Genomic DNA, 26,493 nt, shown 5'->3' on the forward strand with positions numbered 1-26,493 from the left:
CGCGCGTCCTGCTCCGCAGGAACGACGCGCCGACGCTACGCGTCGGTTCAGCACCCGCTCCGCGGGTGCTGGGCTCGGTCCCTCCGGGACCGGATCCGCTCCGCGGATCGAGTTGGGTCGTCGGTGCGGTGTCCCGATCGCTCCGCGATCGTGCCTCCTCCCCGACTCGCCTTCGCTTTTCAAGTCCAACATGACTGGGGTGCAGGTTAATTCGGCTAGCAACAGGGGGCGGCGGGCGTTGGCCTACCCGACTGGGTACTTGGTGACGGATCGTCAGTTACGACTAGAACGTCGAGCCGTGCCAATCCTGTGTGCCGCTGCTTCCTTGTCTCCAAAACTTTGGAGTATTCGAGTTTTGCCACTCCCCCGCTCACTGGAGATGGGACCCTGGAGCGGGCGAACGCGTCTGCTGTCACACTGAGCTCAGCGGCCAAACCTCAGCCGCTTGATGGTCCGATGGTCCCAGGAGCACGGACCAGATCGATGCCGTGCTCGGCAAGGGTAGCGGACACCAACTCTTCTTGCTCTGAGGGGAGTTGATCATTGTTCAGCTTGGTGCGGACCTTGGCGAGCCAGGGACCGATCATGACACGGTCGCCGTCCACCTCGATCCACTCTCGGGCGCCGGGGGTGCGTCCCCACCGTGCCACGAAGAGCCCGAGGATCTCGGTGGTTTGCGCGAACGTGCGCCGCCGCGATGTGCTCGGCCTGCCCGCGGCGTGTTCCTGTTCCAGGAGGGCGCGGTCGGGGGTGATTCCCATGCGAGCGAGCAGGTCGCGCTGGCCGGGGGCGAGGTCGGGCCAGCTGGTGAGCTGGCGGTGTAGCCAGCTGCCCGCCTTCACTCCGTGGATGACCGTGTCGCGGCGCAGCGTGCTGGGGTGGTTGCCGGCTTCCAGGTGGCGGCGCAGCAGATGGTACTTGCGATGCCAGTCGGGGCCGTAGGGGAGTTTCCAGTCTGGGTCGAGGGCTGTGAGCTGGTTGTCGCGGTCGGGGGTGAGGCGGTCCTTTCGGGCTAGGGCGCGCTGGTCGGCAAGGAACTGGCCGCCAGGTAGTTGGGTGGGGATGGCAAGGTGGCCGTGTTCGGCGTGGAAGGCCTCGACGGTGGCCAGGTGGCCTTGCCAGGTGGCCTCGTGGTCGTCCCAGATCATGCCGAGATCCTCGAGCTCGGCGATCCATGCCGGATCGAGGGCGCCTGCCTGGTAGGCGGTGCGTTGGCCGGTGATGAATTGCCCCAGCCGGTAGCCGTAAGCGTCCTCGTAGTCGGCGCTCACGCGCAGGTGGCTGTGTTCGCTTTGGTAGCGGATGGCGGCGGCTAGGCCAGCGCGGCGGGGAGCAGACAGGACGGAGCCGCTGGAGGGCCACACCAGCAGGTCGAGGGCGCGGGCGATCGCGGTGGGGTCGAGGGTGTGGTCGAAGCGGAAGCGGCGGGTGATGTAGGTGTGGGAGTCGCGGGCGGGATGCTGGTTCTTGGCCCGGGGGGTGCGGGCGGCGATGGTCTGGTCGTGGTGGCGCAGGGCGGCGGTGACCAGCCAGAGGGCTTCGTAGGGGGTGCCGAGGAGGTCGGTGGGGTCGGTGCCGGGCGGGATGTAGGCGGGGATGACGAGGCTGGCTGTCTTCGTCTTGAGGGTGGGTGGTTTGCGCAGGGCGCGGCCGAGCGCTTGGACGATGCGGCGGACGCTGGCGGTGCGGTCGGCGAAGGCGACGGCGTCGACGGCCGGCAGGTCGACGCCTTCGCCTAGGACCTTGGCGTTGGCCAGCACGCCTCGCTCGGCGTTGCTGAAGCGGGCGATGGTGTCGGCGCGCCGGTGGGGGCTGTGGGTGCCGTCGATGGACTGCACGACGACGTCGTCCGCCCAGTCGGGGCGCAGTTCGTCGGGGAGGGTGCGCAGGGTGTGGGCGAACTGGCGGGCGAAGTCGGCGGCGTCGGCGATCTGCTGGAAGTAGACGAACACGTGCCGCAGGTCCTGCTCGCGCATGGCTTTGAGGATGGCCAAGTGCAGGGCGGTGGTGCGGCGCGCGGTGGGCCCGGCTTCAGGATCGGTGAGCGCGTTGTGCAGTTCAGTGTCGGTGACGGTGGGGACGACGAGCTGGTAGTCGGCGAGGACGCCGTCATCGATGGCGTCGGCGTGGGAGTAGGTGTGCAGGCGGGGGCCGAAGATCTGCGGCTGGTCCATGGTCGCCAGCAGGGCTGGGTCGTCCCAGGCGGGTGCGGTGGCGGTGGTGCGCTTGGGTTGCGCTCTGGTGGTGGGCGGCTCGGTCAGGCGGGGGGCGTCCCACACATAGGGGGTGGCGGTGAGGTAGAGGCGGCGCTCGGCAGGGATGCGCTCGTTGTCGTGCAGCGCAGTCCAGTTCTTCTCCCAGGTGCCGGCCGTGGCGTGGGCTTCGTCCACGACCAGCAGGCCGAAGAGGGGGGCGGGGAAGATCGCGGAGTGCTGGGCCTCTTCGATCTTGGACAGCGAGTCGTAGGTGAAGAAGACCGTCGCTTTGGGGTGGCGGCCGAGCCAGTAGGCCAGGTACTCCCCCGCGTTGGCCGAGTCGACCTCGGCCTCGGCGAGCAACGGGTGGGAGGCGGCGCGTAGCGAGGAGACGGTGATCATCGGCTCGCGGCGGCCGTCTGCGCGGGCGGTCGCTGCCCACTGTGCGACCAGGTCCAGGCTGGGCACCGCCACTGCCAGGTGCCGCACGCCGAGTTCCTCGGCTACGCGCAGTGCGAAGAGGGTCTTGCCGGTGCCGCAGGCCGAGACGGCGTGCCCGCGGGTGCGCGGGCGGCGCAGGTGGCGAACCGTGTTGGCGAGGCCCTTCTGCTGGTCTGTGCGCAGGACCAGACGCCCGGGGTGTTCTGTTGCGGTGGGACTGGCGGTCATCGCGCGTTTCCTCGGCATGCAGGAGGGGCTGACTCGCGTTCATTCTCGCGTACAGCAGGGGTGCGGCGCAGTGTCTCTGCTCTGGCGGGGGCGCGCTGCGAGCCCATGCGCGCCCCATGATCAGTGTTGTCGGATGCGGATAGGGGGCGACGGCTCGGGGCTCGGGCTTTCTCCGCTTGGTTTCAGGCAGCCCGGCGGAAGGCTGTCTTGCGTGGCGTGGGCAGGCGCAGAAGGTCTTGCAGGGGCGTGCCGTGTTCGGCCCACCGGCGCAGGCGGTCCCGGTCGATCCAGTGCACTTGGTGGCGTTCGCCCCATGTTTTGGCGTCCCGGGTGAAGGAGCCGTTGGTGACCACGACTGCGATATCAGCTCCGTGCGCGGGGCCTGCGGTGCCTTTGACCTGGTACATCACTGAGGAGCCGACCTTGCCGGCGACGGTCGTGTGCTTGGCCTGCAGGACGATTCTGCCGCGTTGGCGGTCTTCGCCGATGACGTCTGCGGCCTGGTCTCCTTGTCGGCCGACCTGCCGTGCGTTCCAGCCGTCCCGGAGGAGCAGGTCACGTAGGGCGAACTCGAAGGCCCGGTCGTCCATGGCGTCGAGTTGCGCGAGCGTGATCCGGAGCCGGGCCAACGTCTGGGCCCGCACCTTCCGGGCCTGCAGTTCACGGATGAACCGCCAGGCTGCGTAGCCGAGGGCGAGAGCCGCGAGGACGGCGAGCCATGGCCAGATGCGGACGGCTGCCTGCCATGTGACTGTGGCGATCTTGGCCAGCAGCCAGAGTGCGGCGCAGGCGACGGCCGCGGCGGCGGCCTGTTCCCTGCCGCCGCGGGGTGGGCGTAGCCGGGGCGAGCGGCGGGGCATCAGTGGCCCACGCTCGCTGACACTGATGGTGTAGGGGTTTGCGGTGTTGTCGGGGAGGCCTCTCCGAAGCCGATGAGCTGGCTCCATAGCCACACTACCGCGATCAGCCCTGCGATCGACCAGCCGCTCAGTTTCTTCGCGCTGGGGCGGGGTTTGCGTCGGTAATGACTTCGCACCTTGTAGTAGCCCTCGGGCGGCTTCGCCACTGCTTCCTCCTCCGTGTCGTCAGGCCGCCAACTGCGGTCTGATCTCTGGGAATTGGTGTAGCAGCGGGCACTGACAAATCCGCCGGTTTGATCAGCGGAGGCCTTTGCAGTGCCTCGAAAACGCGCCGTGATGCGGTCACGGGTCCGGCGGTGTTCGAACATGCGGGACAGTGGTTCTCGGATCTGCGGAAACTCCTGTCATGCGGACTGGACTGGCGTGTTCTGGTACGGCTGCGGTGGCCGATGCAGGTGCTCATGCACCGCAGTGCTCTGTTTCCGTCACTTCGATCACATGCAGAAATGGCATGAAGCAGTACGTGTTCGATGCGCTCCTTCTGGGAGGCAGGTCGGGTGCCTTCAGGGATGGGCGGCTTTCGACGCGGGAGCGCTGTGGGGCTGCCTTTCTCGGCGGGGCCGAGAGGGGTACAGGCAGCCCCGGCGGTTGTGGCTACGCCTTGGGCCGACGGCAGGTTGAAGATCAGTGAGTGTGCGCGGCGTGGGGCTTGCGTTTCGTCGGCGAGGGCGGGTCCGGCGTCCGTCGTGGGGTCATTCGGCCGCTTCGGTCAGGTGGGTGAGGGTGGAGCCGTCGATGTTCTTGGAGATGTGCAGGCGTTGGGTGATGCGGCGGCGGAGTTCGGGGACGTGGCTGATGAGTCCGACGGTGCGGTCGTGGGCGCGTAGGGAGTCCAGGACGTCGAGGACTTGGTGGAGGGTGTCTTCGTCGAGGGTGCCGAAGCCTTCGTCGATGAAGAGGGTGTCCAGTGCCTGGCCGCCGGCTTCGGCGGTGACGATGTCGGCCAGGCCCAGGGCGAGGGCCAGGGAGACGTAGAAGGATTCGCCGCCGGAGAGGGTGTCGGTGTGGCGTTTGTGTCCGCTCCAGGCGTCGAGGACCTTGAGGTCCAGGCCTGATTTGGCGCCTCGGGCGGCTCTGTCGTCGGAGTGGACGAGGGTGAAGCGGTGGTGGGACATGCGTGACAGGCGGGTGTTGGCGGCGTCGACGACGTCTTCGAGGCGGGCTGCCAGTACGTAGGACTCCAGTTGCATGCGGAGCTGGTTGCTGGGTGAGCCGCCGCTGATGAGGCCGTGGAGGTGATCGACGGTGCGGTAGGTGTCCTCGAGGGGTTCCAGGCGCTGGATGTGGGTGTCCAGCTGAGCGGTGAGGGTGGCCAGGGCGGTTGTCCGGTCGGCGGCCTGGGTGGCGAGGGCTGCCGTGCGGGAGTGGGTTGCGGTGGCAGTGTTCAGTTCGGTGACGGCGTGCTCGAGGTCGGCCGGAGGCTGGTCGATGGCTGCCTGCAGTTCGGGTTCGGCGAGCCGGGCGGTCAATACGAGGCACTGTTCACGCCAGTGGGTGATTTGACTCTCGATCGCGGTGAGTTCGTCGTCGGGCAGGCGGGCGGCCGAGGCTTCGGCCGGGGAAGTGAAGCCTGCCGCGTGGGCTGCCTGCTCCGCGAGAGCGGCGGCGCTGTGGCGGCTTGCGGCGGTTACTGTCACGGTGGCCGCGCACGCGGCGGCGGCCTCGAGGCGGCCGGCGTGCTGGGTGAGGTCGGTGATGCGGTCGGCGAGTGTGGCGTGCCCGTTGAGGGCGGTGGCGAGGCGGTGGGTGAGCTCTTCGCGCTGCGTGTGCAGGCTGTCGTAGGTGGCGTCGGCGGCGCCCAGGCGTGCGGTTGCGGTGTTGCGGGTGTGCTCAGTTTCGGCCTGCTCCTTTTCCAGGAGGGCGAGTTGTTCGCTGGCCGGTCCGGCGTCAGATGCCTGGGAGAGGGCGTCGGCGAGGTGTTGTTCGAGGGTTGTGCGGTGGGCGGTGAGGTCGGCGAGGGGGGTGTCGCCGCCGGCTTCACCGCGTGCCGTGGCGGCCTGTTCGTTCAGGTGGGCCAGGGTCTCTTTGGCCTTGTTCTCGCTCTGCTGAGCGCGGGTGTGGGCGGCTTCGGCGGCCTGTTCGTCGGCGGCGGTGGGCTGGCCTGGCTGGGCGGTGGCGGGTGCGGGGTGGGTGGGGGAACCGCATACGGGGCAGTCTTCGCCGTCGACGAGCTGGCCGGCGAGCTCGGCGACGATGCCGTCTGTACGACGGCGCCGGATGTCGATGTACGTTTTCGCGGCTTGCTCGGAGTCCTTCTCGGCCTGGCTGAGGACTTTGTGGGCGGCGCTGATCTGCTGGTCGAGGGCGTCACGGCGTCTGGCGGCTTCCAGCTGCTTTTCGACGAGGTTGAGGGTGGGGGTGAGTTCGCGGCTGGTCTCCTGTGCGCTGCGGGCGTCTTCCAGGCGTGCGGCCAGGGCGGCGCGGCGTTGGGGAAGGGTGTTGAGCCGTTCCTGGGCGTCGGTGAGGGTTTCGGTGAGCTGCTGGCGCTCGCGGTCGAGTGCGGCCAGTTCTGCCGTGTGGCGCTGGAGGGTGGCCTCGTCGGGCAGCAGCGCTTGGACGGCGCCGGTGTCGGCGTGCAGTTGCTGCGCGGCGTGAGTGAGGGCGGCGGCGTCGAGGGATGCGTGTTCGGGCAGCAGAAGGGCGCGGGCGCGGCTGCCGTCGTCCAGGGCACGGGTGTGCTTGAGGTCGGCGGTGTGTGCGGTCTCCAGGACGGATTGCAGTTGCTGGGCTTTCACGGCGCGCTCGCGGCGGTCGGCGAGGCGGTCGTGGTGGGCGGTCTGCTCGTGGAGCAGGCTGAGGTCGTGTGCGGTGGTGCGGTGGGTCTGCTGGAGACGGTGGAGGTCGCGGACGGCCTGTTCTGCGATGCGGGCTTGCACCAGCTGCTGCTCGGCGGTCTCGGTGGCGGTGGTTGCGGTGTCTTGGAGGGTGAGGGCCTGGCGGTGCAGGGCGCTGGCCCAGGCGCGGGCGGGTGCGGTGAGGGTGGCGGGGTCGTCGGCCCGGGGGGCGTCTTGGGCGGGTTCGAGGTCGTCGCCGGCTGCCTGCTGGATGCGTTCGGCCAGGCGCAGGACGTCTGCGCGGGCCTCGTCGCGCGTCTTGGCTGTGAGGGTTTTGCGGGTGGCGAGGAATTCTTCGATGAGGCCGAAGCGGCGGGTGCCGAAGAGGGTGCCGAGCAGGATGCGGCGTTCGGATGCGTCGGCGCGCAGGAACTTGGTGAACTCGTTCTGCGGGAGCAGGACGACCTGGCAGAACTGCTGCCGGGTCAGGCGCAGGAGGGATTTGATCGCTTCTCCGGCTTCCTTGTGGGACTTGATGATGCCTTCCCACTGGCCGTGTCCGTGTTCGTCGAGGACCCACTGGTGCAGGTAGGTTTCGGCCTTCTGGTCGACGAGTTCTGCGCTGTTGCGCAGGTGGGGTCGCTTCTGGGCGGGGATTCTGCGGATCTGCAGGCGCTTGCCGGTGAGGGTTACTTCCAGGGTCACTTCGGTCAGCAGGTCTGCGGGAGCGTGATCGCTGCGCAGCCGCATGTTGCGTTCGTGAGGCGGCAGGCCGTAGAGGGCGAAGCAGATGGCGGCGAACAGGGTGCTCTTGCCGGCGCCGGTGTCGCCGTGCAGGAGGAACAGGCCGTCGGCGGACAGGGCGTCGAAGTCGACGGTGTGCCGGCGAGCGAAGGGGCCGAAGGCCTGCAGGCGCAGGGAGTGCAGACGCATGTCAGACGGTTTCCTTCTCCTGGGCGCGCACGCGCATGTCGTCGACGGCCTCTTGCAGGAGGTCTGCCTCTGCGGTGGTGGGTGGGGTGCCGCGCACGGCGGTGATGAAGTCGTGGGCGATGTCGAGGTCGCCGCGGCCGCGTACCCGTTCGCGGTAGGTGGGGCTGTCGGTGGCCTGCGCCGGGATGCCGGCGGGTACGTGCCGCATGTCCAGCGTCTTGGGGAAGCGCTGTCTGAGTCGTGCCATCGCCTCGTACGGGAGGGCGGTGTCGGTGAGGGTGACCTGCAGCCAGGCTTCGCTGTGAGGTTCGTGTGCGGGATCCGTTAGCAGGTCTTCGATGCGGCCGGTCAGCCGTGCCAGCGGCAGGTGGAGGCTGGCCGGGATGTCGTGGCGGGTGATCGTGGGGGCGCCGTCGGCCGGCAGGTCGGCCAGAGTAAGGGATTTGGCGTGGTTGGTCTCGGAGAAGGAGTAGGCCAGTGGGGAGCCGCTGTAGTGGATGCGGTCGTTGACGCTCTGCGGGCGGTGGAGATGGCCCAGGGCGGTGTAGTTGATGCCGTCGAAGAGGTCGGCGCCGGCGTGGGCGATGCCGCCGACGCTGATGTCGCGTTCGCTTTTGCTGGTGGTGGCGCCGGTGATGAAGGCGTGGGCGAGGACGACGGAGCGGGTGCCTGGTCGGGTGGCGAGGTCAGCGCGGATGCGGTCCAGTGCTGAGGTGAGAACGGCCTGGTGGGAGGCTGTCTCGGCGTCCAGCTGGGTGCGTGCCAGGGCGGGCTCGAGGTAGGGCACTCCGTAGACGGCGACGGGTCCGTGCTCGTCGTCGAGGAGGACGGGGCGGGCAGCGTCGGCGGGATCGGTGCGCAGGTGAACGCCGGCTTTGGCGTACAGGCCGGAGCCAGTACCGAGACGGTGGGCCGAGTCGTGGTTCCCGCTGATCATGACGGTGGGGATACCGAGGTCGGCAAGCTGGTGCAGAGCCCGGTCAAACAGGCGTACCGCGTCCAGGCTCGGAATGGCACGGTCGTAGATGTCGCCCGCGATCAGCAGGGCGTCCACCTTCTGGGTGCGGGCGGTGGCGCAGATGTGGTCCAGGACCTTGCGCTGGTGGTCGATCAGATCTTCCCCGTGGAACCGGCAGCCGAGATGCCAGTCCGAGGTGTGCAGGAACCTCATGGGCACAGACCGTAACCAGAGTGGTGGGAGCTACGGGCGGTTTTCCCGATAAACGGTCTTGTTTCGGAGGCGTGGCACGCGAGGGAAAGGTTTCTTCGTATGCGCCGCCGGGTGGCGGAGCCGGACGCGGCTCGCAGGTTGATTGTCAGTGGCAGGAGGCAAGATAAGCAGTGGGGGAAGGAGGATGCGATGTCGTTATCGCGTTCTGCCAGGACCGAGCACACTGTGGCGCCCGGAGGCTGCCGGTGGTGCGGAATCGAAGCCCGCGCGCACGCGCGGCAATGGACTGCGGAGGCCGGATGGCACGCCTGGACGGCGCCGACCACTGAGCAGCGCAAGGAGCGCATGCTGCAGCGGCGAACGCAGCAGCAGATCAACAGGCAAGGGCCTGCACCTCGGTGAAGATGTCCCGTAGCTGCTGGGGGACCTCTTCGGGGGTGGTGAGCATGGACACCAGTGCGTAGAGCATGTCGGCCTTGCCGTTGGGGCTGCTCTCTGCGGCTCGCTGTTTGATCATGTAGAGGATGCGCTCGCTGAACTTGCCACCCCGGTGTTCGGTGAAGTCGTCGGCGCTCCACAGCTGGCCCTGGGGGCAGGGCCAGTGGGCGTTGGCGGCGGCCGCCCACTGGAGGTCGCTGAAGAGCTCCTCCAACTCGTTGTAGCCCTCGCTCTCGCCGACGTAGGCGACCTGCTTGGTGAGGTCGAGGCCGGCTTTGATGAGTTTCTCGGTCTTGAAGTGCTTATTGATGCGGCTGTCGGCGTCGACCATCAGCATGACGGTGCGATGGTGCTTGACGAGGTAGCCCGCAAGGTGGAGTGCTCCTTCGTTGTTGTCTCAGGCCCACAGGGTGATGCCGGCCGCCTGCAGGGGCAGTCCCTGCGAGAGGCGGAAGAGCAGGGGCACGCACTGCTGCTCAGTGGGGCCCTCGACTGCCAGGAAGCAGCGTTCGTGCAGCAGGACGGAGTTGCGCAGTCCCACCGCGGCGGCGATCTGTCCGAGGTGGAAGTCGATGCCGTCGTGGGTGTCGCCGTCGAGGCGCTCGACGAGGGTGCGGCCGCTGTCACTGAGCTTGAGGTGGACGACGTCGGCGATGTCGACGCCGTCGATGAGGTTCATCGAGTGGGTGGCGACGATGACGCTGACGTGGGGCAGAGCGCACTGCTTGCGGATGATGTCCATGACGGTGCGCTGGTGGCGGTAGTCGAGGTGCGTGTCCGGCTCGTCGTAGACGACGATGGTCTGCGTGGGCTGCGGCTCGTCCTGCTCGCCTGTCGCTGCGAGTTCGCTGCTCTCGAGGAGGCTGCTGGTCCACTCCCACACGGCGAGGGCGATGCGCCGGGTGCTGCCCTGGCCCGAGCGGGTCAGGTCCACGGGCTCGCCGTCGGCCTTGGAGACCTCCAGCGGCGCTCTTTTGAAGCCGCCCTTGAAGGAGACCTCGGGCTTGACGTCCACGCCGACGAACTCACGGCAGTGCTGGCGGATGTGCCGGCACAGGGAGTCCGCTTCCTTCTCCAGCCGCTGCGTGATCTCCTTCTCGATCTCCCGGACCTGTCCCTGGAGGGTCTCGTCCTCCAGATGGGTCTCGTAGCAGCTGCTCAAAGCGGTGCGCACCGCATCGTCCGGGCTCTCGTCCTTACCGCCGAACGCCAGCAGCCGCGGCAGCCGTGCCTCAAGGTCTTTCGGCAGCGGCTGCCACTGGTCGGTCTGCGGGACGGTCGTGGCGTGCGCGGCGAGCGCGGCCAGCAGGTCTTCCTTCAGCATGCCCGACGGGGCAAGTCCGAACTCGGCGACCAGTTCGGCCAGGTCCTTCTTCATCAGCCGGCCCAGGCCCTGCAGACGGCTGTCGGCGGGCTGCGATCCGAAGAACTCCCAGCACGCCGCCTCACCGGCCCGTGAGCGACGCCGGATGCGCAGTTCGGCCGGTAAGGGGGCGGCTGCGGCCTGCTCGGCCGTGTCCAGGCGGAAGGCACCCTCCACCCATGTCTCCGCGCAGCGCTGCCCCTTGACGCCCTCGTCCTGCTGATAGGTGCGGTCTTCGTCCGTCAGACGGTGCTCGCCCAGCAAGAAGGCCAGCGCGGCCAGGACCGCGCTCTTGCCGCCGTCGTTGCGGCCGGCCAGGATCGTCGGGCTGCTGACCGGGATGTCCTGCACATAGGTCAGCGAGCGGAACCCGCACGCGGAGAAGCGGATGAGGTGCACGGTCGAGCTGCTCCGTATTTCCCCGCTCCGCCGGGCGACGGACAGGGGTGTGGCGTGCGGGCGTTACGCGTGCGGATGAGACGCCTGAGCACTCATCGCAGGCAGTCATCCTAGAGGGACGCAAAGCAACAGCTCCCCTTTTTACGCCAGTTAGCGTCTCCCTGCTGTGAGGCTCACGGTCGGGCAATCACTGTGCGTACAGGCCGGGCGCATGCCACACGGTGGTCATCTCACGGGGCAAGTCATCAGGACCACACCGTACGGCTGGACCGGCGTGACCTATGGTGGCCGAGGGAGAGGGGGCCGGGTGGGGAACGACAACGCCTACTGGGACTGGCGCGATGAGCAACTGAAGGCCAGCGAGCGCGCCAAGGGCGGAGAACCGTGTCAAGTCTGCGGGGAGCCGGTCCCGGCCAGGGCGCACTGGAAGCACCGCGACCGGCACGTGTGCTCGCCCCGCTGCAATCTGACTCTCAATCGGCGCTTCAACCGCCGCATCGAGCGCGGGGAAATCACCCGGCCGCCCGTGTTCTCACCCGATCCTCAAGGCGCCCGGCCTGCGCGGGCGTTTCGCACTCTGCCTGCTGACTCGCTCCTTCCGTATGAGATCCAGGGCTACTCGCCCAAGCCGGGCGACGTGGTGGAACGGCACGGCTCCGTCGTCGCCGTCCACCGCGCCGTCGATCTGCCGGATTACGCCATCCCCTGGCAGGTGAGACCGCACAGGGGCAGCAGCTGGCAGCTGGAGCAGGTGGCGCTGTCCGTCCACGTGCAGACCGGCGCGGCGTTCTACTACGTCACCGACCACACGTGGACCCCGACGTCTTTGATCCTGGGGGCCTTCCTGGGCCTGAAGCCACTGGATGACACCTTCGGGCCCTTCGAGGCAGAGCGCGGGACGTGGCGTTGGTACACGGAAATCATCCGTGATGTGGACGAGGCGGACCAGGAGTACACCTGGACAGCCTTCGTATGCGGCAAGGAGTCCGTACCTCGGCTGTGGACACCGGCCTACGCAGCCCGGTCCGAGCGCCTGCAGCGCGTGTCGCGTGCGGCCGGCAGCTACGCCGCCCGGATGCGCGAGCTGGGCCTGGAAGCCACCGTCGAGCGTCTGGATCCTCTCGCGGTGTACGAACGCGACGGCTGGATCTGCCAGATATGCAAGACGGCCGTCGAGCGTGAACGGGCCTGGCCCGACATGTGGTGCGCAACCCTCGATCACCGCATCCCGCTCACCGCAGGGGGCGAGCACACGCTGCTCAACGTCCAGCTCGCCCACTGGATCTGCAATCTCCACAAAGGCGACTACTTTCCAGTGGACTTGTAGTCCGTCTGCCGGACGGCAGTCGGCCGGGCACGGCCAAGGAGGCCGACCAGCTCGCCTGGCGGCGACCGGAGCGGATCTCCTACCAGCCTCGTTCGCAGAGGTCCGAACCGTACGACAATCAGTGCCGGGCCTCTCGTGCAGCCCATCGAGTTGCGGACGGCGCGGAGGTCGTGCCGACGCTCAGTCCGCGCACCTGCCACTCCCGGTCCCCGAAGCTGCCACGCCGACCACACCCCACCGCCTTCTTCACTGTGTGCAGGGCTGAGCGGCCGCTGAGGGGATCACGGCCCCGACACGCCCGCGTATCCATGGTGACCTGTGCCGACACGGCGGCGGCGCCAGGCGGGAGAAAACAGATGGCGCGGTGAGTATCGTCCAGGAACGCGAAAGAGCCCGGATCGTGTAGATCCGGGCTTCTTCGGCAGTAGCGGGGACAGGATTTGAACCTGCGACCTCTGGGTTATGAGCCCAGCGAGCTACCGAGCTGCTCCACCCCGCGTCGGTGTCCCCTACCGTACGCCATCCCAGCAGGCGCCGAAGACCACGTTTCGGCGCGGGCTCTATGCGGCGAAGCCGACATTGGTGACGTACTCGTACTGGCCCCACTGCGAGCCGAGGTCGACGATCGTGTCCTGCCACGCGGCGTCGAGGCCCTGATGGTCGCCGGCCGCCCAGGAGCCGACGATGCGGTCCCAGCGGCGCACGTTCATCGTCCGGTACTCCACCACGCGCTGCAGCTGCTGCGGCACCTGGGACTGGTTGAGCGGGTGGATCTCCACCCGGGTGCCGCGTCCGTCGCGGTTGAGGCGTCTGAGGAGATGGCGGGCGACGTTGTGACGGCGCACCGTCCGGTACGCCTGGTCGATGCCTTCCAGGCTGGTCTTGGAGGGGCGGCGTTTGCCCTCCAGCCAGGCCTTCAGCGTCCGGTGGGTCACGGTGAGTCCGGCGTCCTGCGCGGCCTTCAGGGTCTGGGTCGACTTCGTCAGGTAGTGCAGGCGCGCCATCCAGCCGCGCTTGGCGGTCACGGGAGTGGCGATGCCGCTCGCGAGTTCATCGAGTTTGCGCGCGACGGCGTCGCTGCCCTTGATGCCCTGGGCGCCGAACCGTCCGAAGTCGATGTTCTTCTGCGGCACTACTCCCCCTCGCCTTGGTGCTCAGCGGCGTCGGTTCCGGCGGTGTACGTGTCCTTGACCTTGACCTCGGTAACAGCTCGGCCTTCGGGGAAGACACGGCGCCAGTCACCGATGACGTGGAGTTCGTCGGTGCCCATCGCCCGGACGACGGCCAGGCCCTCGTCATGGGCCTTGAGTGCCTTGAGCCAGAGGTTGGCGAAGGCCTGGCTTCGGATGAGGTGCATCCAGTCCGGGCGGTAGAGCTCCCGGTTGTAGTTCGATTCCCCCATGGTGGAGACGAACTTGGAGTACATCGCCTTCACGTACTCCAGCGTCACCGTGTCGCCCTGCTCGATCGCCGTGTCGCGGGCGTCCTTCAGGGCGATACGGAACTTCTCCAGCAGGTTCTCCGTGGCCCCGGAGGTGTACGACTCGTGGATCTGAGGAGGCTCGCACAGCTGGTGCCTGGGGCCGGACAGGCGCAGCAGGAGGCGGAGCGTCGGCTCGGTGACCCACAGGGGACCGGGCTCGTCCCGCTGGCCGATCGGATTGGGCAGCACCGCCTCGTGCTCCCACTCGGGCGGGGTGATCAGGTGGACTCCGGAGCGGCGGCGGTCGTGAGCGAGGCCGGTGGAGTGCTCGAGCTGGCCCAGAGGGAGGTGCGTCTTGAGGGCGGAGAGGTAGGCGCCGTTGATGTCGAGCGCGGTCACCTGATGCCGGCCGGGTGGGAGTTCGTGCCGGGTCCACTTGGGGCGGGCTTCCCAGATCTGGTCCGCGCCGCGCGCGGTCTGCTTCTTGAGGATGTCGGGGATCCAGGGGTGCGCGATCACGTCGTAGCGGGCGCCCTTACGAGTCTTGTCCAGCAGTCGCATCGCGTCCGGGATGGCCCGCTTCACCAGCGCCGCCGTGGCTGCGTCGACGTCGCCCCGGTGCTCGGCAAGCGCACCCTGCACGGCCTCGCGGATCAGGTCGACGGGGCCGGACGTCTCCTGGAACGCGTGGCGGGCCGGGCCCTTGGAACGCTCCGCCGCACGTGCCGGACGTGGCGTGCGCAGCGGCGCTTTCAAGGTGTGCGTCGTGGGCTGTCCGGCTGGCGGGGCAGCTGGGGCCCCGGTGGCGGTGGGCCGGCAGTCGGCCGGGGTCAGGTGCTGAGCGAACCCCGCCACGCGTTGTCCGGCGGGATGGCCGCACAGCACACAGGGCTCGGGGGCGACGAGCAGCTCCACGTCGTCCCCGTCCTCGTCCTGGCCGAGGTCAGGCGAAGACAAGGGGGTGGCGGTCGAGGCCGTGCCTGACGTGACGGGCTGCTCCGCAGCCGGTGCCGCCTCGGTCTCGGTCTCGGTCTCGGTCTCGGTCTCGGTCTCGGTGGCGAGCTTGGCGTTCAGTCCGTCCAGCAGGTAGGCGTATTTGGTGCGGATCTCGCCGGCCGGGTCCCGGCCGCTTTCCCATCCGCTGAGGGTTGAGGGGCTCACGCTGAGCGCGCGTGCCACCTGTGCCTTGGACAGCCGAGCCCGCTCCCGCAGCTCGCGGCGCACGTGGGAGGGCGGGAGTTCGGCCTGGGGGCCGACGGTGTCAAGCAGCGAGTCGATCGCGTCGAAGTCGCTCACCGGTCCGTCCCCCTCGCTTCGGTCCGCACGGTACGGCGCCTGTCGGCGGGCAGCGCCTCGCACGCTCTGGTCGGACCCGCCAGGAGATCCAGCGCGCCGATGCCGTAGTGCTCGGCCAGGACGTCGACGTCGCGCAGGCTCCAGGAGATGGCGCCCGACTGCCGGCGCGACACCTGTGTCTGCGTCAGTCCCAGCACCCCCGCGACCGACCGCTGCGATTCACCCGTTACCTGCATCAACGCGGCCACCGTCAGCCGCAGCGACTCCTCCAAGTGCAATCCCATGCCACCATCTTACCCGAATCTATGCAACTTCCGCATCTAAATCAGCTTTTCACTATCATCAATGCAGAAAAGCTTTTAGTGTTCTGAGGGAGCTGAAGATCTCGGGCACCCGGTATGTCAGCGATCCACGCCGCCGGGATCATGCGGAAGCCGTCGGGCCGCGCGCCGGGCTTCCCGATTTGCCTGGCGCGCCTGTTCCACCGCACGATCGGACAGGCACCGCGGGCACACGAGATCCACGACACGGCGGCGCAGGGCCCGGCGCAGCCGGAGCCCGGGCGGTGGCGGCCACCCACGGCAGTGGCGGCGCACCGTACGCACTCCAGTGCCCAAGAGCGCGGCGACCAGGGAGGCGTTGCCGGCGTAGCGGGCCAGGAGGAACGCCATCTGCGCCTGGTGGCCGGCCGGGAACCGGGCCGCGAACTCGGTGCGCTCCTCGGGCTGGAGGAGGGCATCGTGGCGTTCGCAGCGCGGCGTCTTCTTGTTGTGCCGGGCGATACCCGGCGAGCTGATGTCCATAGCTCAAGAAGCCTGCCGGGGCCTCCTGTGGACAGCGGGCGGCCATTGAGCAGTGTGCATCGTGAAGTTGCTGGTCACGGGTCTGGTGTGTGCGGGGTTCGGGATGCTCGTGGTGGTCGTGGGTGGATGACTTCGGTGAAGATCGTCGGTCACCGGGAAACTTCGCGGTTTGTGAGGACGCGCAGGGGCCTGACCAGGGCGGTCGCCCACGTCGGGTCGGTGCGGACCTTGCCGAGCACGCGCCAGTTCTTGAGGTGGGCGAAGCCGTGCTCCACCGGTGCCCGGACCGCTGCCAGTGCGGTGTTCGACAGCTTCTGGCCGCGGGTCAGGGGCCGGTTCCGGGCGGCCTTGTAGCCGGTGATCACCGCCAGGTCGGCGTCGGGACTGCTGTCGTCGAGCCCGACGAAGCCCAGGTCGGCGATGGCGCCGAGGCCGGCCGCCCGCAGCTTGGCGGTGAGCTGGTCGTGCAGCGCAGTACCGCGAGCACGATGGCGGCGATCTTCCCCGAGGGGCCCGCCACCGTGATCTGATCTTCTTGCAGTGGCCGCGTATCAGATCGGCGAGCCAGTTCAGGGTGGCACTCGACAGCAGCAGGCGGGCAATGTAGGCAAGGCCGTCAAAGCCCTCGACGGGATGGTTGTTTTTCTTCACACCAAACTCAACTGCCGCCGGGGGCCCGCGAGTTACGCCCCGCCGGTGCACGCCTCCCTACACCTGCGCGCGTGCGATGAACCTGTCGTCGGGACGCTTGTGCATTCAGCCGCGGTCGGCGAGCTTGGTCATCTTCGCCCGCAGCGGCTCCAGCTTGCCGCACACCGAGGCGTCCAGGCCCAGCCGTTCGCCGACCGCCCTGACCTGCACCGGGCCGTCGGCCTCCCGCACGATCGCCAGGATCTTGCGGTAGTCGCCGGGCAGCGCGCCCTCATCGGCCGCGTCGCTGCGGTGCGGGATGAGCAGGACCGCCCGCCCGGCCACCTGCGCCGCTACCTGAGCGACAGCCCGGCGTCGGCTTGGACCTGCTCAGCCAGGCGGTTCAACACCCGCTCCCCGATCGCCAGTTCGTCCCGCTCGACCTGGACTTCCTGAAGCTGCTTGGCCAACTCCTCGGCGAGGGGTCCAGTTCGCTGCGGCGAGCGGTGATCCACTGCCGCTCCTGCATCCCGGGCCCTCCCGCGATCTCGTGGCGTGCCGACCTGCCGACGGATCCTAGGCGGGGGCAAGCCGCGGGCGCAGCCGAACCAGGCATCCCACCGGGACCAAACCCACTCAATGATCTACACCAAGGCCATTGGCCGCCGACCGGCGCGAATACCCCACTCGTATTCACATCAAACCCGCGACCTGCGGCTTCGCGATGTACACCGCTCATTGGTGATCAAGATCAGTCATACGCCCATGCTGACGCCTTACTTCGTACCACTCCACTCCACCTTTCCAACTCCACCACAGCAAAGCTAAGACAGAAATCGATCACTCAAGCAGCGGATGGACAAAGGTCACGGTATGAGTGACCTCTCCACTCTCCGAAACCTCCTCAGAGAACACGAACCTACCGTGCATGCTGCCGGCGATGATGGGGAGTCTTCCACCCTTGACCCTCGATCGAATCCAGAACCGGCACACCGGCATCAAGGGACAGGGCCGGCGCTGGCCGGTCTACTACAACCCCTACGAGCCCAGCCGGGTGTGGCTCTACGACCACACGGTCGAAAAGGACCCCGCCCGCAGTCCGTGGGTGCCCTTCGATTTCAAGTGCCAGCACCTGATCCGCGACTCGTGGACCCAGTACCTGTGGGAGAAGGCCGCCGACCTCGTCGCCGGCCTCGTCGGCCGGGAAGGCGGCGAGGAAGAAATCGCCCGGGCCGTGGACGATCTCCTGGCCCGCGCACGGCGCGGCCCCTCCCCCACCTCCACCTCCGTCAAGCCGGTGGCCGCGTTCGTTCCGCAGCCCCTGGAGACCGCCGAAACACCGGCCAACCCGTATGCAGGGATCACAAGGGCCGAACCCGGCAGCGTGACGCCCGCACCATCCCTCAACGTCGATGCCAAGGACCTCTTCCCAGGCCGCCGTGCCGCGCTGCCGGCCGCTGTGCCCGAACCCGGCGCCCCGCCAGCGTCGCCGGGCCGGCCCCGGCCCCCGCGGCGCCGTCCCGCTCCGGCGGGAGCGCACAGCCTGGGCGGATCAGCCGGCGACATCTTCCGGGAATTGGCAGCGGATCCGTCCGAGCGGCCTGCGCCGCGGCCCCATCAGGACCCACCCCCACCCAGCCAAGACCCGCAGGAGACGTGATGGACGCTGCGCGCACCGCCCCGAAACCAGCCGCCACCGCAGCTCTCGCTGCACGGTGGTCGCCGCTGGATCCCGAACTGCTCACAGTGCGGGAGGGGTTCATGGACTTCGTGCACCGCAAACTCGAGCCGCCGGACTTGCAGGACTGCGCCCCCAAGGGGACGAAGGCCACCGACACCGACCCGCGGATGATCTACCACGGAGAGATGATCCCCGTCTCCACCCCCGATGTGACCCAGGGGCTGAAGGACGCGCGGCGCACCCTGCGCACCAACCGGTTCCGCCCCACCGGAAAACGCATGAGCATGATCATCGATGGATGTGCTGGCAAGACCACGCTGCTGCTCCAGATCGGACGCGCCTACCAGGGACTACTGGAAACCGAGCGCAGGCCGGACAGCGAGTGGACCCCCGTCGTCTACATCAACGTCCCTCCGCGCCATGAAAGCAACATGGACTGGTCCCTGCCGCTCGCGGACTTCTTCGGCATGGACCACACCGTCAACATCGACAAGCGGACCTACCGCAGCACCGACATGACCGAACCGGTCATCCACGCCATGCGCGAAAGCCGTACCTCCCTGCTCCTCATCGACGGAATCGACCGCATCCACGACAGCGACCTGGCCGGTGCCTTCGACTACTTCGACTGTCTCCAGGCCCGCCTGCGCCTCTCGGTCATCTACAGCGGTCGCGGGCGCCACCGACATCGTCAACGAGGGCCTGCACAACCGCCGCCGCAGCGAACGGCCCCGCGCCTCCGAGCAGTTCCGCAGCAGCCTGCCTGTCATGCGGATCAACCCCATCCCCTTCCACGCGGGGCAGGAGGAGGGATGGCGCACCGTGCTGCGGGCCTACGACTCCAACCTCCGGCTCTACGACCACGAGCCCGGCTCGCTCCTGGACCTCGAGGAAGAACTCCACGAGCGCACCGGCGGCTACATGGACACCCTCGACCAGCTCATCTGCCAGACCGCCCAGCAAGCCATCGAAGACGAGACTGAAGCCATCACCAAAGAAGCCCTCGACGACATGTTCGTCGGCCGCAACGACCCCGACGACGACTGACACCGCGCCGGTAAGGCGCGCCGTCCTGTGCAGCGTGCACGACCGGCCCGGCTGCTGCGGCTGCCGCGGGCAGCCTGTTGCTTCGGCGTCGAACCACCGGGGGCGTTCGGCGGCCCCGCATCCGTGGCGCCGCCGACGGCCGGGACGCCGACGGTGAGAGCCCTGCCGCAGAGGCAGCCGTCGCCTGAGAGCTCTACGGTGCGGCTGGCCAACCACCGGTGAACGGTGACGTGCTCTGGCGCCCCCGTTCTGAGCACCCGAGCTTCTTTCGGCGTCTCATCCGACAGAGCGGGAGAGCTGCAGTTGCACCGGCTCAATGCGGCCGAGGCGGCATGCCCAGGCTGCGCCCTCCCAACGGCCTGCCCGGGGAGCGAAGATCACCGCAATGACGCTGTGGAAGCCCAGTTCCGGATCGTTGAGAAGTTTCCTGTAGGTGGCGGCGTCGCGAGCACTGGGGATGGGGCGGCTGGCGGGGTGGGTGTGCCATTCGCCGACCCAGACGCTGCCGTCGCTCGCGAATGCCTCGTCGGCCAGTGCCTGGGCGTGTGCCAGGTCGCGGAGGAAGTAGGTAGGGGTGCGCACGGCGGCAGGTCCGGGGGTTCCGGCGCGGTGGACGGTGACGATGTCGTGAGTGTGGTGGCCCAGCAGGATGCCTCCGGTCTCCGTGCTGTGGTCGGCCGTGCGCAGTTCGGTGGTGACGATCCGGGAGGCCGGGGCGGTGAGGTGCACGGCGGTGACGGGCTGCTGGGTCATGGGGCTTCGCAGGTGGGGCAGCCGGATCTCGGTGGTGTGGCGGGAAGCCAGCGCAGCTCGGCGGTGTGGCCGAGGTCGAAGGGTGAGGCCCAGTCGGGTTGGCGACGCAGGCCGAGCAGGGCATGCTCTCCCGGCAGTCGCTGGTCGGGGTGTCCGGCACGTTCGAGGATGGTGGCGACGGCGGTTTTGGCTGCGAGCTGGGCCACCAGATGCAGGTCGGAGCCGACGGCGGTCATCGGCCGGTGGCGGGTGCCGGTGCCGTACCCGGCGTCCAGGGCGGGCTCGGGGTCGAGGCCGCCTGCCTCGGCGAGGGTCCGGCGTCTGCAGGTGAGGCAGCCGTGCTGGGGCCAGGGGCGCAGTCGCAGGATTTCGCCGAGGGCGCCGTCCTGCAGGACGCACGCGAGCACTGCGGTGAGGCCGGCGCGGCGGGCCAAGTGGCCGGTGACGCGGCGCGGGGCTACTCCGTCTGCCGTGCATACGACGAGGTGGGTGTCCGCGCGGAGGGCCCGGATGTGGTCTGCGTGCTCGATGACGTCGAGGGCCAGAGCGCTGACGGTGGTGTCGGGGCGCAGTGCGGCGAGTTCCTCGGCGAGGGCGGTGACTTTGTGCCGGCCGATGTGTCGGCGGGCGCTGGTGTGCCGGACGAGGTTGTGCCAGTCGAGGCGGTCGGGGTCGACGAGGGTGAGATGGCCGACGCCGTAGCCGGCCAGAGCGTGGGCGGTGGCCGAGCCGATGCTCCCCGCTCCGACCAGCATAATGCGGGTGTTCTGCAGTTCCTTTACGGGCCAGTGACCGCCAAGTTGCCGAATCCCGGTGGTTTCGGGCTCAGCCGACGCCTCGATGGGCTGGAAGCCCGCGCGGGTGACGTGCCAGGCGACGAGGTCGGGCAGACCGCTTTCGGGGAAGGCGTCCTTCACGCCGGGGGCGTGGGTGATGGCCACATAGCCGCCGTCGCCCGGCGTCTTGAAACCGCTGGGCACCGCGTCCTTGAACGCGTCCAGCTTCATGGATGTGCTCCGCCGTGCCCGCAGGAGGTACCAGAGCGCGTGCAGTTCACTGTTGGCCTGGTACCAGTAGCCGGTAGGACGGGAGTCGCAGCCAGCGAGCAGGCGAGGGGCAGGAGGCGGCGGGTCGACCGAGATGATGGAGCCGCCGCCCTCGGAGATGCCGCCCACCACCGCTAGGTCGTCCGGATGGCTGATACGCAACGACAGTCGGCCCCACGCGCCCGAGGCGCGGAGTGTGGTCGCGGCGTCCTGTGGGATGAGGATCAGCACGAGGGACCGTCCTGTCCGCCGGTGTCCAGCTCAGGGTGGTCAGTGGTGTCCTCGGGTGACGGGGGCTGGGCCAGGAAGTGGTCGAGGCGATCGTCGGTGACGATGCCGCTGCCGGTCATCTGCTCGATCGTCTGGTGTTTCATCAACGCGTACTCGATCCGCCAGCCGGCGGCCTTCAGCAACAGATCGACAACCGACTCGCGGCCCGTCCATACGTCGTCCCGCAGAAGGCACAGGCTGGCGTCGCCGTTGACGTGCCAGCGGTGCTGGGTCCATTCAAACGGTTCGGGCAGTGGATCCACGGGAACGAGCCGGGGCGCCACCATGGGGTAGGCCTGGCTGTACTCCAGACGCACAAGGAGCCCTTCCTCGCCGATCCAGGCGGTGAGATGCTCGGGCTCGGGCCTCTCGAAAGGCCAGCGGGGCAGCCTGCCCTCCCAACTCCCTGCTCCGGCCTCGTTCCAGACGAGGCCGGGGAACTGAGCGGTGATCTCCGCATGGTCACGGTGCAGTCGGCGCCGTTCGCACGTCCACCAGGTGTGGTGCGTGCGGCCGTTGGGCGTGTGTGCGGTCGTCATCCCTGGGGTGCGTCCTTGATGGGCCGCGGAGTGATGAGCGCGGGTGTCCCGGTGATCAGTGAGGCTGGCTTGGCCGGAGCGGCAGGGGCCGGGAAGTCGTCGCCGAAGATCTTCTGCCACAGCCGCAGCGCGTTGTCGGTGTCTCCCTCGGCGGCAGCAACGCAGGCCCGCTCCGCGAGGTCTGCTGCGTCGGCGAAGGCATCGGACAGACCTGCATGGTCCAGGTCTGTCTGGATCTGACCGCACAGCCCCGCCGGGTCCCACACGCCCTCGTGGACGCGGACCGCGGCGGCGGTGAAGAACGTCTTCAGTGCCTGGGAGCGGTTGCCGGACCTGGGCATGCAGTTGAGGGCGAGGACCTCCATGACGAGAGACTTGATGCCTCCCTGGACCGGGGCGGTGAGCCGCCACTGTTTGAGGACCCTGACCAGAGGCCGGAAGTGCGGCCAGTCCCGCTGGTGATCGGCGACTTGGCCGATGAGGTATTCCGGGTTGGCCGGCACCCACCGGGTGTTCAGCTTTTCGGGGATGAGCAGCGAGCCGTCCTCCTGGCGCAGGGCGGCCATGACGTCGACGGTGAAGGCCTCCGGGTCCTCGGGGTCGTCCAGGAAGCACTTGACTGCGTGATTGCGCACGAGAGTGTGCCGGACCTCGTTGGCGTGGGTGCCGTTGGTCTGGCTCAGCAGCCGGTTGACCTGGGTGCGGACGTGCTCGAGAGCGTCCTGGGCGCTCGGGCCGTCGTTCCCCCACTCGGGGTGCTCGTCGGGGTCGTAGACGATCACGACATCGACGTCGTGGATGGGCTTGAGCTGCGTGCTGCGGCTCAGAGAACCCGAGCCGAACGTCTCCACGACGTCCGGCTCGCTCAACAGCGCGGTTTTGAACAGGTCCCTGCGCTCGCGGGCCAGTCTGGTTTTGTCTATGTCTTCGTTGACGGTCTTCTGGAACGCGTCGAATGCGTCGTCGATCCCCATGCGGTGTGCCTCCTCGGGCGCGTCGTCCAGCCCGGGTGCACGCCGCGGCCGCCGACCCCGGGCTGGGGCGCGGCGGCCACAAACAGGCATCTATGGCTGCTCGTTCACCACAGTAAGACCCACCACTGACAAACCCTCCTGCACCAGGACTAGTTGATCATTTACGGCGGCGGCCATCCGCATCGGAGCCGCGTGCTTGATGCAGGTGAGAGGGACTGTCTGAGCTGCTGCCTCGCATCGAGGACCCGCCGGGCCGGGCCCAGGACCGATGCAAATCTCGGCTAACGGCAGGGGGACGAGACAGCCGGCCAGGGAAGACACACTCCTCGCATCTCCGGCGGGCATACCCCGAAGGGACAGCCCGGGGAGCGGGCTCAGCGTCTGGGCGGGACCGCTGCGGTGGAGGGGCTGTTGTTCTTCCACGGCCCGCTGCCGGTCGCCGTCGCGCTGGGCTGGCTCACGGCCCGCGACCGCCTCGCCCGGCTCCACCATGACATGCGCTTGGCACGCGGCACCACGACGCCTCCGGCGGCGGGACCGTAGGGGCTAAGAGGTCCTAACAAAGGCGTTGGACGTGGCGGTGGGTGATCAGACAGACGGCGAGTCCGAGGAAGGCTTCGTGGATGTCGTCGCGTCTCTCCCAGCGGATGCGTAGGCGGCGGTATCCGTGGAGCCATGCGATGGTGCGCTCGACGACGTAGCGGAAGGTGCCCAGACCGGTGCCGTGCGGCTCGCCCCGCTTCGCGATCACCGGGCGGATGCCTCGCTGACAGAGCAGGCGGCGGTACTTGTCGTGATCGTAGCCGCGGTCGGCCAGGAGTGCGTCGGGGCGTCGGCGGGGTCGGCCGACCTGGCCCGCGACGGCGGGAATCCTGTCGAGCAGCGGCTCGAGCTGGGTGACGTCGTTGCGGTTTCCGCCGGTCAGTGACACGGCGAGTGGGATGCCTTGTCCGTCGACGATGAGGTGGTGCTTGCTGCCCGGTCGTGCGCGGTCGACCGGGCTGGGCCCACTTTTGGGCCCCGTCGGGCCGCGCGGACGTGGGATGAGTCGATCACCGCCCGCTCCCAGTCCAGCTGGTTCTTCGACCGCAGCTCGTTCAGCAGCAGCTGGTGGAGCCGGTCCCAGACGCCGGCCTCGTTCCAGGCCGCCAGGCGCCGCCAGCACGTCATCCCCGAGCCGAAGCCAAGCTCCTGGGGCAGGTACTCCCACTGGATACCGGTGTGCAGGACGAAGAGGATCCCGCACAGCGCCTGCCGGTCCGGCACCCGCGGTCTACCTTCCACCTTCTTCGGCCCTGGCTTCGGCAGCAACGGCTCGACCAGCGACCACAGTTCGTCTGACACGATCCACGGCCGCGACTGACGGATTCCCATACCCAGATCTACGAGCGGAAAGGCCGACAGCCTCATGATCAGCAGCTTTTGTTAGAGCCAGTTAGCGAGCCCTCATGCGTCGATGACGAAGGCCTTCTCATACACCTGCTGTGCGTTGACGTCCTCGTACACGGTGGTGGGGCGCAGCCGGTTCCACCGGTTGCCCAGCAGCAGGGCCAGGCCCATGGGGCCGGCCTGGAAGAGGTGGATCGCGGGATGTGCGCGGCAGGCACGGCGCAGCAGGTCCCGGATACCGACGGCCAACGCGCTGGCCGTCGCGGCATCCGGGATGGAGTTGTCCTTCGCCCCTCCGGGCGGGCGCAAGACCAGCAGCCGGGAGACGGGCACTTGATGCTCGCGCAAAAAGTCCAGCACGTCCTGCGTGGGGTCCGTGGCGACCGCGACGGCCACGGCGAGATCCGTTCCAAGGTCAAGGGTGTGCTCATCGACGGCTGGCGTCAGCGGAGAGTCGTACGCTGCGGTGGATGACCACAGCTGTTCACGCTGAGCCACGGCAAGGTCGGAGCCGGCCACCATGCGGAAGGCGGCACCGACCACGAAAGCGGGTGCCAGACGCAGGCTGCCGGTGACAGCGACCGTGGTGGTGCCCGGCGGCATCCGGTACGGCGCGGCCTCAATGTCCGCCTGCAACTGTGCCCAGGTGGCCGGGGCCAGCGGACGCCGCTTCACATACGGTGAGGCTCCCTCGAAGCGATCCACCCAGTCCAATGCGTAATCGGCGTCCTCCGCCATGGGATCCGGCTTCAGTGTGGCGATGGACAGCACCGGACGCGATGAGCCGGCTTCCAGGCCCAGGGCCCGGATCGCCTCCCTGATATCCGCCAGGGACAGGCGGCGCTGCCCGTCGGCGACTTGACGGGCCACCCAGTCCACGCCGGAGTGCATGGCCTCCTCGCTGAACCGCAGCCCTGCGGCGAACATCAGCATCTGCAAGTGCTCATGCAGGTGCATCACGTCTCGTGCCAGGTCGAAGCGCAGCACCTTCAGCAAGTCCAGCAGCCTGTCCTCACTCAGCCCGGCACCGTCGGCCCAACGCCTGCGTGCCTGACCCTTCTTGGAGCCCGGGCCTTGCTGCGCCGCCTTCGGAACCAGAAGCTGAGTGCGGGAGTCCCTCAGCGAGATCAGCGGGTCTTCCGCATCCGGGGACCGGTTGCTCAGCAACGCGAGATCGACCGGAGTGCCGCCCTCGGTGAGCTTCTCCCAGGCTTGCGCCATCTTCCGCAGGATCGACAGGCCGCCGCGATCGCTGAGCTTGAGCAGGTAGTCACCGTTGACCGGGGTAGAGCTGTCCGCGGCGTACTTGACCTGCATGTAGGTGTGCGGCGGCACCTGCCGGTACAAGACGACATCGTCCAAGTTCCCCGCGTCGTCGACCTCGACGCCCACCGCCACCACCGGGTTGGACGCACGCAGCGCCGCATCCCGGACAGCGGCGACACACCCCTGCCACGCAGCCAGCCACTGATAGCGGTCACCAGCAATACGGACACCCGTCGAGCTCGGGGCAGGCAGGTCAGGCACTGAAACGATCTCCCAGGCGTCGGGCCGCCGCGCTTACGGCCATCGGCATGCTCAGCCGATCATCGCCGCAAGCAAGGCCAAGTGGGAAGCCCTCGCACCCACCGGCAGTCGGGCGGGGCCGCAGGCTCTCGCCCGCCCACCGGCATACCGCCCAGGACCCCGAAAGCCTTCTCGGTCGCTGCTTCATACCGCGTCCGAGAGCAGTTGATGTGTGTCCGGATCAAGTTGCGGCGTGCCAGGTCAGAGGACCTCGAATCAGAGAAGCAGCAGGTCAGACGTTTCAGAGAGTCGTCCGGCCCTAGTCGAGATCCCGCAGGCCAGAGGCTCTCAAGTCGTCGACGCAGGCCTCACCTCTGGCTGGTCGTGACACTGAGAAGTCCATCTCTCGCACCACCGGGTCGTAGCGCGGCTCGGCAGCGCGCCAGCGGTGGCGGGCGTCGGGGTGCACCGTCTTCCACAAGGCCTCGGTGTAGGCGGTCAGGCGTTCGACCGAGCGGGCGAAGCGGCCGGCGGTCAGGGCCTGGCGGGCCTTGAGAACCGCCTCCGCTACACACTCGCCACCAAGCTGGTCAACGAGCTGGTCGAGGCCGCGGACGAAAAGCACCTGAACAAGACCATCGCCCGCTACGGCCGTGTCGACCTGCTCTGCATCGAGGAACTCGGCTACATGGAGCTCGACCGCCACGGCGCCGAGCTCCTCTTCCAGGTCCTGACCGAACGCGAGGAGAAGAACAGCGTCGCGATCGCCTCCAACGAGTCGTTCGGCGGCTGGACGAAGACCTTCACTGCCCCCCGCCTCTGCGCGGCCATCGTCGACCGGCTCACCTTTAACCTCGCGCTTTCATGAAGCGGGCTGTCCGGCAGGCGGTCAGGAAAGCAGAAAGTGCCTCTGACCAGCAAGAATGAGGATTGTCGAGGTCCTTGTT

The 26,493-nt window shown here is 68.4% G+C and carries 22 protein-coding genes, 1 tRNA gene and 2 pseudogenes; 5 read left to right on the forward strand and 20 right to left on the reverse strand.

The annotated features are described in order from the left end of the window. Nucleotides 1-437: 437 nt before the first annotated feature. The 6 genes from ACH4F2_RS34170 to ACH4F2_RS34195 all read right to left on the reverse strand — a co-directional run bounded on the left by ACH4F2_RS34170 (nucleotide 438) and on the right by ACH4F2_RS34195 (nucleotide 10,862). Nucleotides 438-2,864 (reverse strand): Helicase associated domain protein, encoded by a 2,427-nt coding sequence (locus ACH4F2_RS34170; RefSeq protein WP_398136607.1) that lies wholly within the window; start codon nucleotides 2,862-2,864, stop codon nucleotides 438-440. A 182-nt stretch (nucleotides 2,865-3,046) separates the two neighbouring features. Continuing rightward, on the reverse strand, nucleotides 3,047-3,724 hold the full coding sequence (locus tag ACH4F2_RS34175) for a restriction endonuclease (protein ID WP_398136608.1): 678 nt from the start codon (nucleotides 3,722-3,724) through the stop codon (nucleotides 3,047-3,049). 752 nt (nucleotides 3,725-4,476) lie between these two features. Further along, complete coding sequence (locus ACH4F2_RS34180; protein ID WP_398136609.1) at nucleotides 4,477-7,491, reverse strand: AAA family ATPase; 3,015 nt, start codon at nucleotides 7,489-7,491, stop codon at nucleotides 4,477-4,479. Between the two features lies 1 nt (nucleotide 7,492). After that, nucleotides 7,493-8,662: an exonuclease SbcCD subunit D gene (locus tag ACH4F2_RS34185; RefSeq protein WP_398136610.1), complete on the reverse strand. Its 1,170-nt coding sequence runs from the start codon at nucleotides 8,660-8,662 to the stop codon at nucleotides 7,493-7,495. Between the two features lie 373 nt (nucleotides 8,663-9,035). Continuing rightward, nucleotides 9,036-9,437 (reverse strand): hypothetical protein, encoded by a 402-nt coding sequence (locus tag ACH4F2_RS34190; protein WP_398136611.1) that lies wholly within the window; start codon nucleotides 9,435-9,437, stop codon nucleotides 9,036-9,038. Between the two features lie 60 nt (nucleotides 9,438-9,497). After that, nucleotides 9,498-10,862 carry an ATP-dependent nuclease gene (locus ACH4F2_RS34195; RefSeq protein WP_398136612.1) on the reverse strand — a complete coding sequence of 455 codons (1,365 nt, stop codon included), beginning with the start codon at nucleotides 10,860-10,862 and terminating at the stop codon, nucleotides 9,498-9,500. A gap of 307 nt (nucleotides 10,863-11,169) precedes the next feature. Between ACH4F2_RS34195 and ACH4F2_RS34200 the strand changes: the two genes are divergently transcribed. After that, on the forward strand, nucleotides 11,170-12,189 hold the full coding sequence (locus ACH4F2_RS34200; RefSeq protein ID WP_398136613.1) for an HNH endonuclease: 1,020 nt from the start codon (nucleotides 11,170-11,172) through the stop codon (nucleotides 12,187-12,189). A 425-nt stretch (nucleotides 12,190-12,614) separates the two neighbouring features. Here the strand turns inward: ACH4F2_RS34200 and ACH4F2_RS34205 are convergent. From ACH4F2_RS34205 to ACH4F2_RS34240, 8 genes are all read right to left on the reverse strand, one after another. After that, nucleotides 12,615-12,688: transfer RNA gene (locus tag ACH4F2_RS34205), tRNA-Met, on the reverse strand. A gap of 61 nt (nucleotides 12,689-12,749) precedes the next feature. Further along, a complete protein-coding gene (locus tag ACH4F2_RS34210; RefSeq protein WP_398136614.1) occupies nucleotides 12,750-13,322 on the reverse strand; it encodes a transcriptional regulator in 573 nt (190 codons plus the stop codon). Further along, nucleotides 13,322-14,908, reverse strand: coding sequence for a helix-turn-helix domain-containing protein (locus ACH4F2_RS34215; RefSeq protein WP_398136615.1), 1,587 nt, complete (start codon nucleotides 14,906-14,908; stop codon nucleotides 13,322-13,324). Before ACH4F2_RS34215 ends, ACH4F2_RS34210 begins: the two co-directional genes overlap by 1 nt. Further along, nucleotides 14,905-15,192 carry a helix-turn-helix domain-containing protein gene (locus ACH4F2_RS34220; RefSeq protein ID WP_385073093.1) on the reverse strand — a complete coding sequence of 96 codons (288 nt, stop codon included), beginning with the start codon at nucleotides 15,190-15,192 and terminating at the stop codon, nucleotides 14,905-14,907. Before ACH4F2_RS34220 ends, ACH4F2_RS34215 begins: the two co-directional genes overlap by 4 nt. Before the next feature lie 117 nt (nucleotides 15,193-15,309). Further along, complete coding sequence (locus ACH4F2_RS34225; protein ID WP_385073096.1) at nucleotides 15,310-15,711, reverse strand: hypothetical protein; 402 nt, start codon at nucleotides 15,709-15,711, stop codon at nucleotides 15,310-15,312. A 149-nt stretch (nucleotides 15,712-15,860) separates the two neighbouring features. Then, complete coding sequence (locus ACH4F2_RS34230; RefSeq protein WP_398136625.1) at nucleotides 15,861-16,181, reverse strand: transposase family protein; 321 nt, start codon at nucleotides 16,179-16,181, stop codon at nucleotides 15,861-15,863. Between the two features lie 286 nt (nucleotides 16,182-16,467). Beyond that, nucleotides 16,468-16,686, reverse strand: a complete 219-nt coding sequence (locus ACH4F2_RS34235) for a hypothetical protein (RefSeq protein ID WP_398136616.1) — start codon at nucleotides 16,684-16,686, stop codon at nucleotides 16,468-16,470. Nucleotides 16,687-16,694: 8 nt separating this feature from the next. Beyond that, nucleotides 16,695-16,856: a hypothetical protein gene (locus ACH4F2_RS34240; protein ID WP_398136617.1), complete on the reverse strand. Its 162-nt coding sequence runs from the start codon at nucleotides 16,854-16,856 to the stop codon at nucleotides 16,695-16,697. A 446-nt stretch (nucleotides 16,857-17,302) separates the two neighbouring features. Between ACH4F2_RS34240 and ACH4F2_RS34245 the strand changes: the two genes are divergently transcribed. Both ACH4F2_RS34245 and ACH4F2_RS34250 read left to right on the forward strand, forming a co-directional pair. Next, complete coding sequence (locus ACH4F2_RS34245) at nucleotides 17,303-18,001, forward strand: hypothetical protein (protein ID WP_398136618.1); 699 nt, start codon at nucleotides 17,303-17,305, stop codon at nucleotides 17,999-18,001. Nucleotides 18,002-18,790: 789 nt separating this feature from the next. Beyond that, nucleotides 18,791-19,069, forward strand: a complete 279-nt coding sequence (locus ACH4F2_RS34250) for a hypothetical protein (protein WP_398136619.1) — start codon at nucleotides 18,791-18,793, stop codon at nucleotides 19,067-19,069. Nucleotides 19,070-19,345: 276 nt separating this feature from the next. Here the strand turns inward: ACH4F2_RS34250 and ACH4F2_RS34255 are convergent, their stop codons facing one another. Genes ACH4F2_RS34255 through ACH4F2_RS34270 form a run of 4 tightly spaced genes read right to left on the reverse strand, consistent with a single transcriptional unit; the run spans nucleotide 19,346 to nucleotide 22,651 of the window. Further along, on the reverse strand, nucleotides 19,346-19,822 hold the full coding sequence (locus ACH4F2_RS34255; RefSeq protein ID WP_398136620.1) for a Mov34/MPN/PAD-1 family protein: 477 nt from the start codon (nucleotides 19,820-19,822) through the stop codon (nucleotides 19,346-19,348). After that, nucleotides 19,819-21,099, reverse strand: coding sequence for a HesA/MoeB/ThiF family protein (locus ACH4F2_RS34260; protein WP_398136621.1), 1,281 nt, complete (start codon nucleotides 21,097-21,099; stop codon nucleotides 19,819-19,821). Before ACH4F2_RS34260 ends, ACH4F2_RS34255 begins: the two co-directional genes overlap by 4 nt. Continuing rightward, nucleotides 21,093-21,677, reverse strand: a complete 585-nt coding sequence (locus tag ACH4F2_RS34265; RefSeq protein ID WP_398136622.1) for a hypothetical protein — start codon at nucleotides 21,675-21,677, stop codon at nucleotides 21,093-21,095. The genes ACH4F2_RS34260 and ACH4F2_RS34265 overlap by 7 nt, the downstream gene beginning before the upstream one ends. Then, entirely contained in the window at nucleotides 21,674-22,651 is a 978-nt protein-coding gene (locus ACH4F2_RS34270) for a hypothetical protein (RefSeq protein WP_398136623.1), read from the reverse strand. Before ACH4F2_RS34270 ends, ACH4F2_RS34265 begins: the two co-directional genes overlap by 4 nt. Nucleotides 22,652-23,050: 399 nt before the next feature. On the opposite strand from ACH4F2_RS34270, the gene ACH4F2_RS34275 reads away from it, so the two are divergent. After that, on the forward strand, nucleotides 23,051-23,194 hold the full coding sequence (locus ACH4F2_RS34275; RefSeq protein WP_358484752.1) for a hypothetical protein: 144 nt from the start codon (nucleotides 23,051-23,053) through the stop codon (nucleotides 23,192-23,194). A 13-nt stretch (nucleotides 23,195-23,207) separates the two neighbouring features. Here the strand turns inward: ACH4F2_RS34275 and ACH4F2_RS34280 are convergent. Then, nucleotides 23,208-24,061, reverse strand: a pseudogene (locus ACH4F2_RS34280) (IS5 family transposase). Nucleotides 24,062-24,097: 36 nt separating this feature from the next. Beyond that, nucleotides 24,098-25,567, reverse strand: a complete 1,470-nt coding sequence (locus tag ACH4F2_RS34285; RefSeq protein ID WP_398136624.1) for an SAVED domain-containing protein — start codon at nucleotides 25,565-25,567, stop codon at nucleotides 24,098-24,100. 538 nt (nucleotides 25,568-26,105) lie between these two features. Here ACH4F2_RS34285 and ACH4F2_RS34290 point away from each other — a divergent pair. Continuing rightward, nucleotides 26,106-26,399: pseudogene (locus ACH4F2_RS34290) on the forward strand (ATP-binding protein); the annotation flags it as partial. Between the last annotated feature and the right edge of the window lie 94 nt (nucleotides 26,400-26,493).

Origin of the sequence: Streptomyces sp. NPDC017890 (genome assembly GCF_044328675.1) — a bacterium.
Classification (GTDB): Bacteria; Actinomycetota; Actinomycetes; order Streptomycetales; family Streptomycetaceae; genus Streptomyces.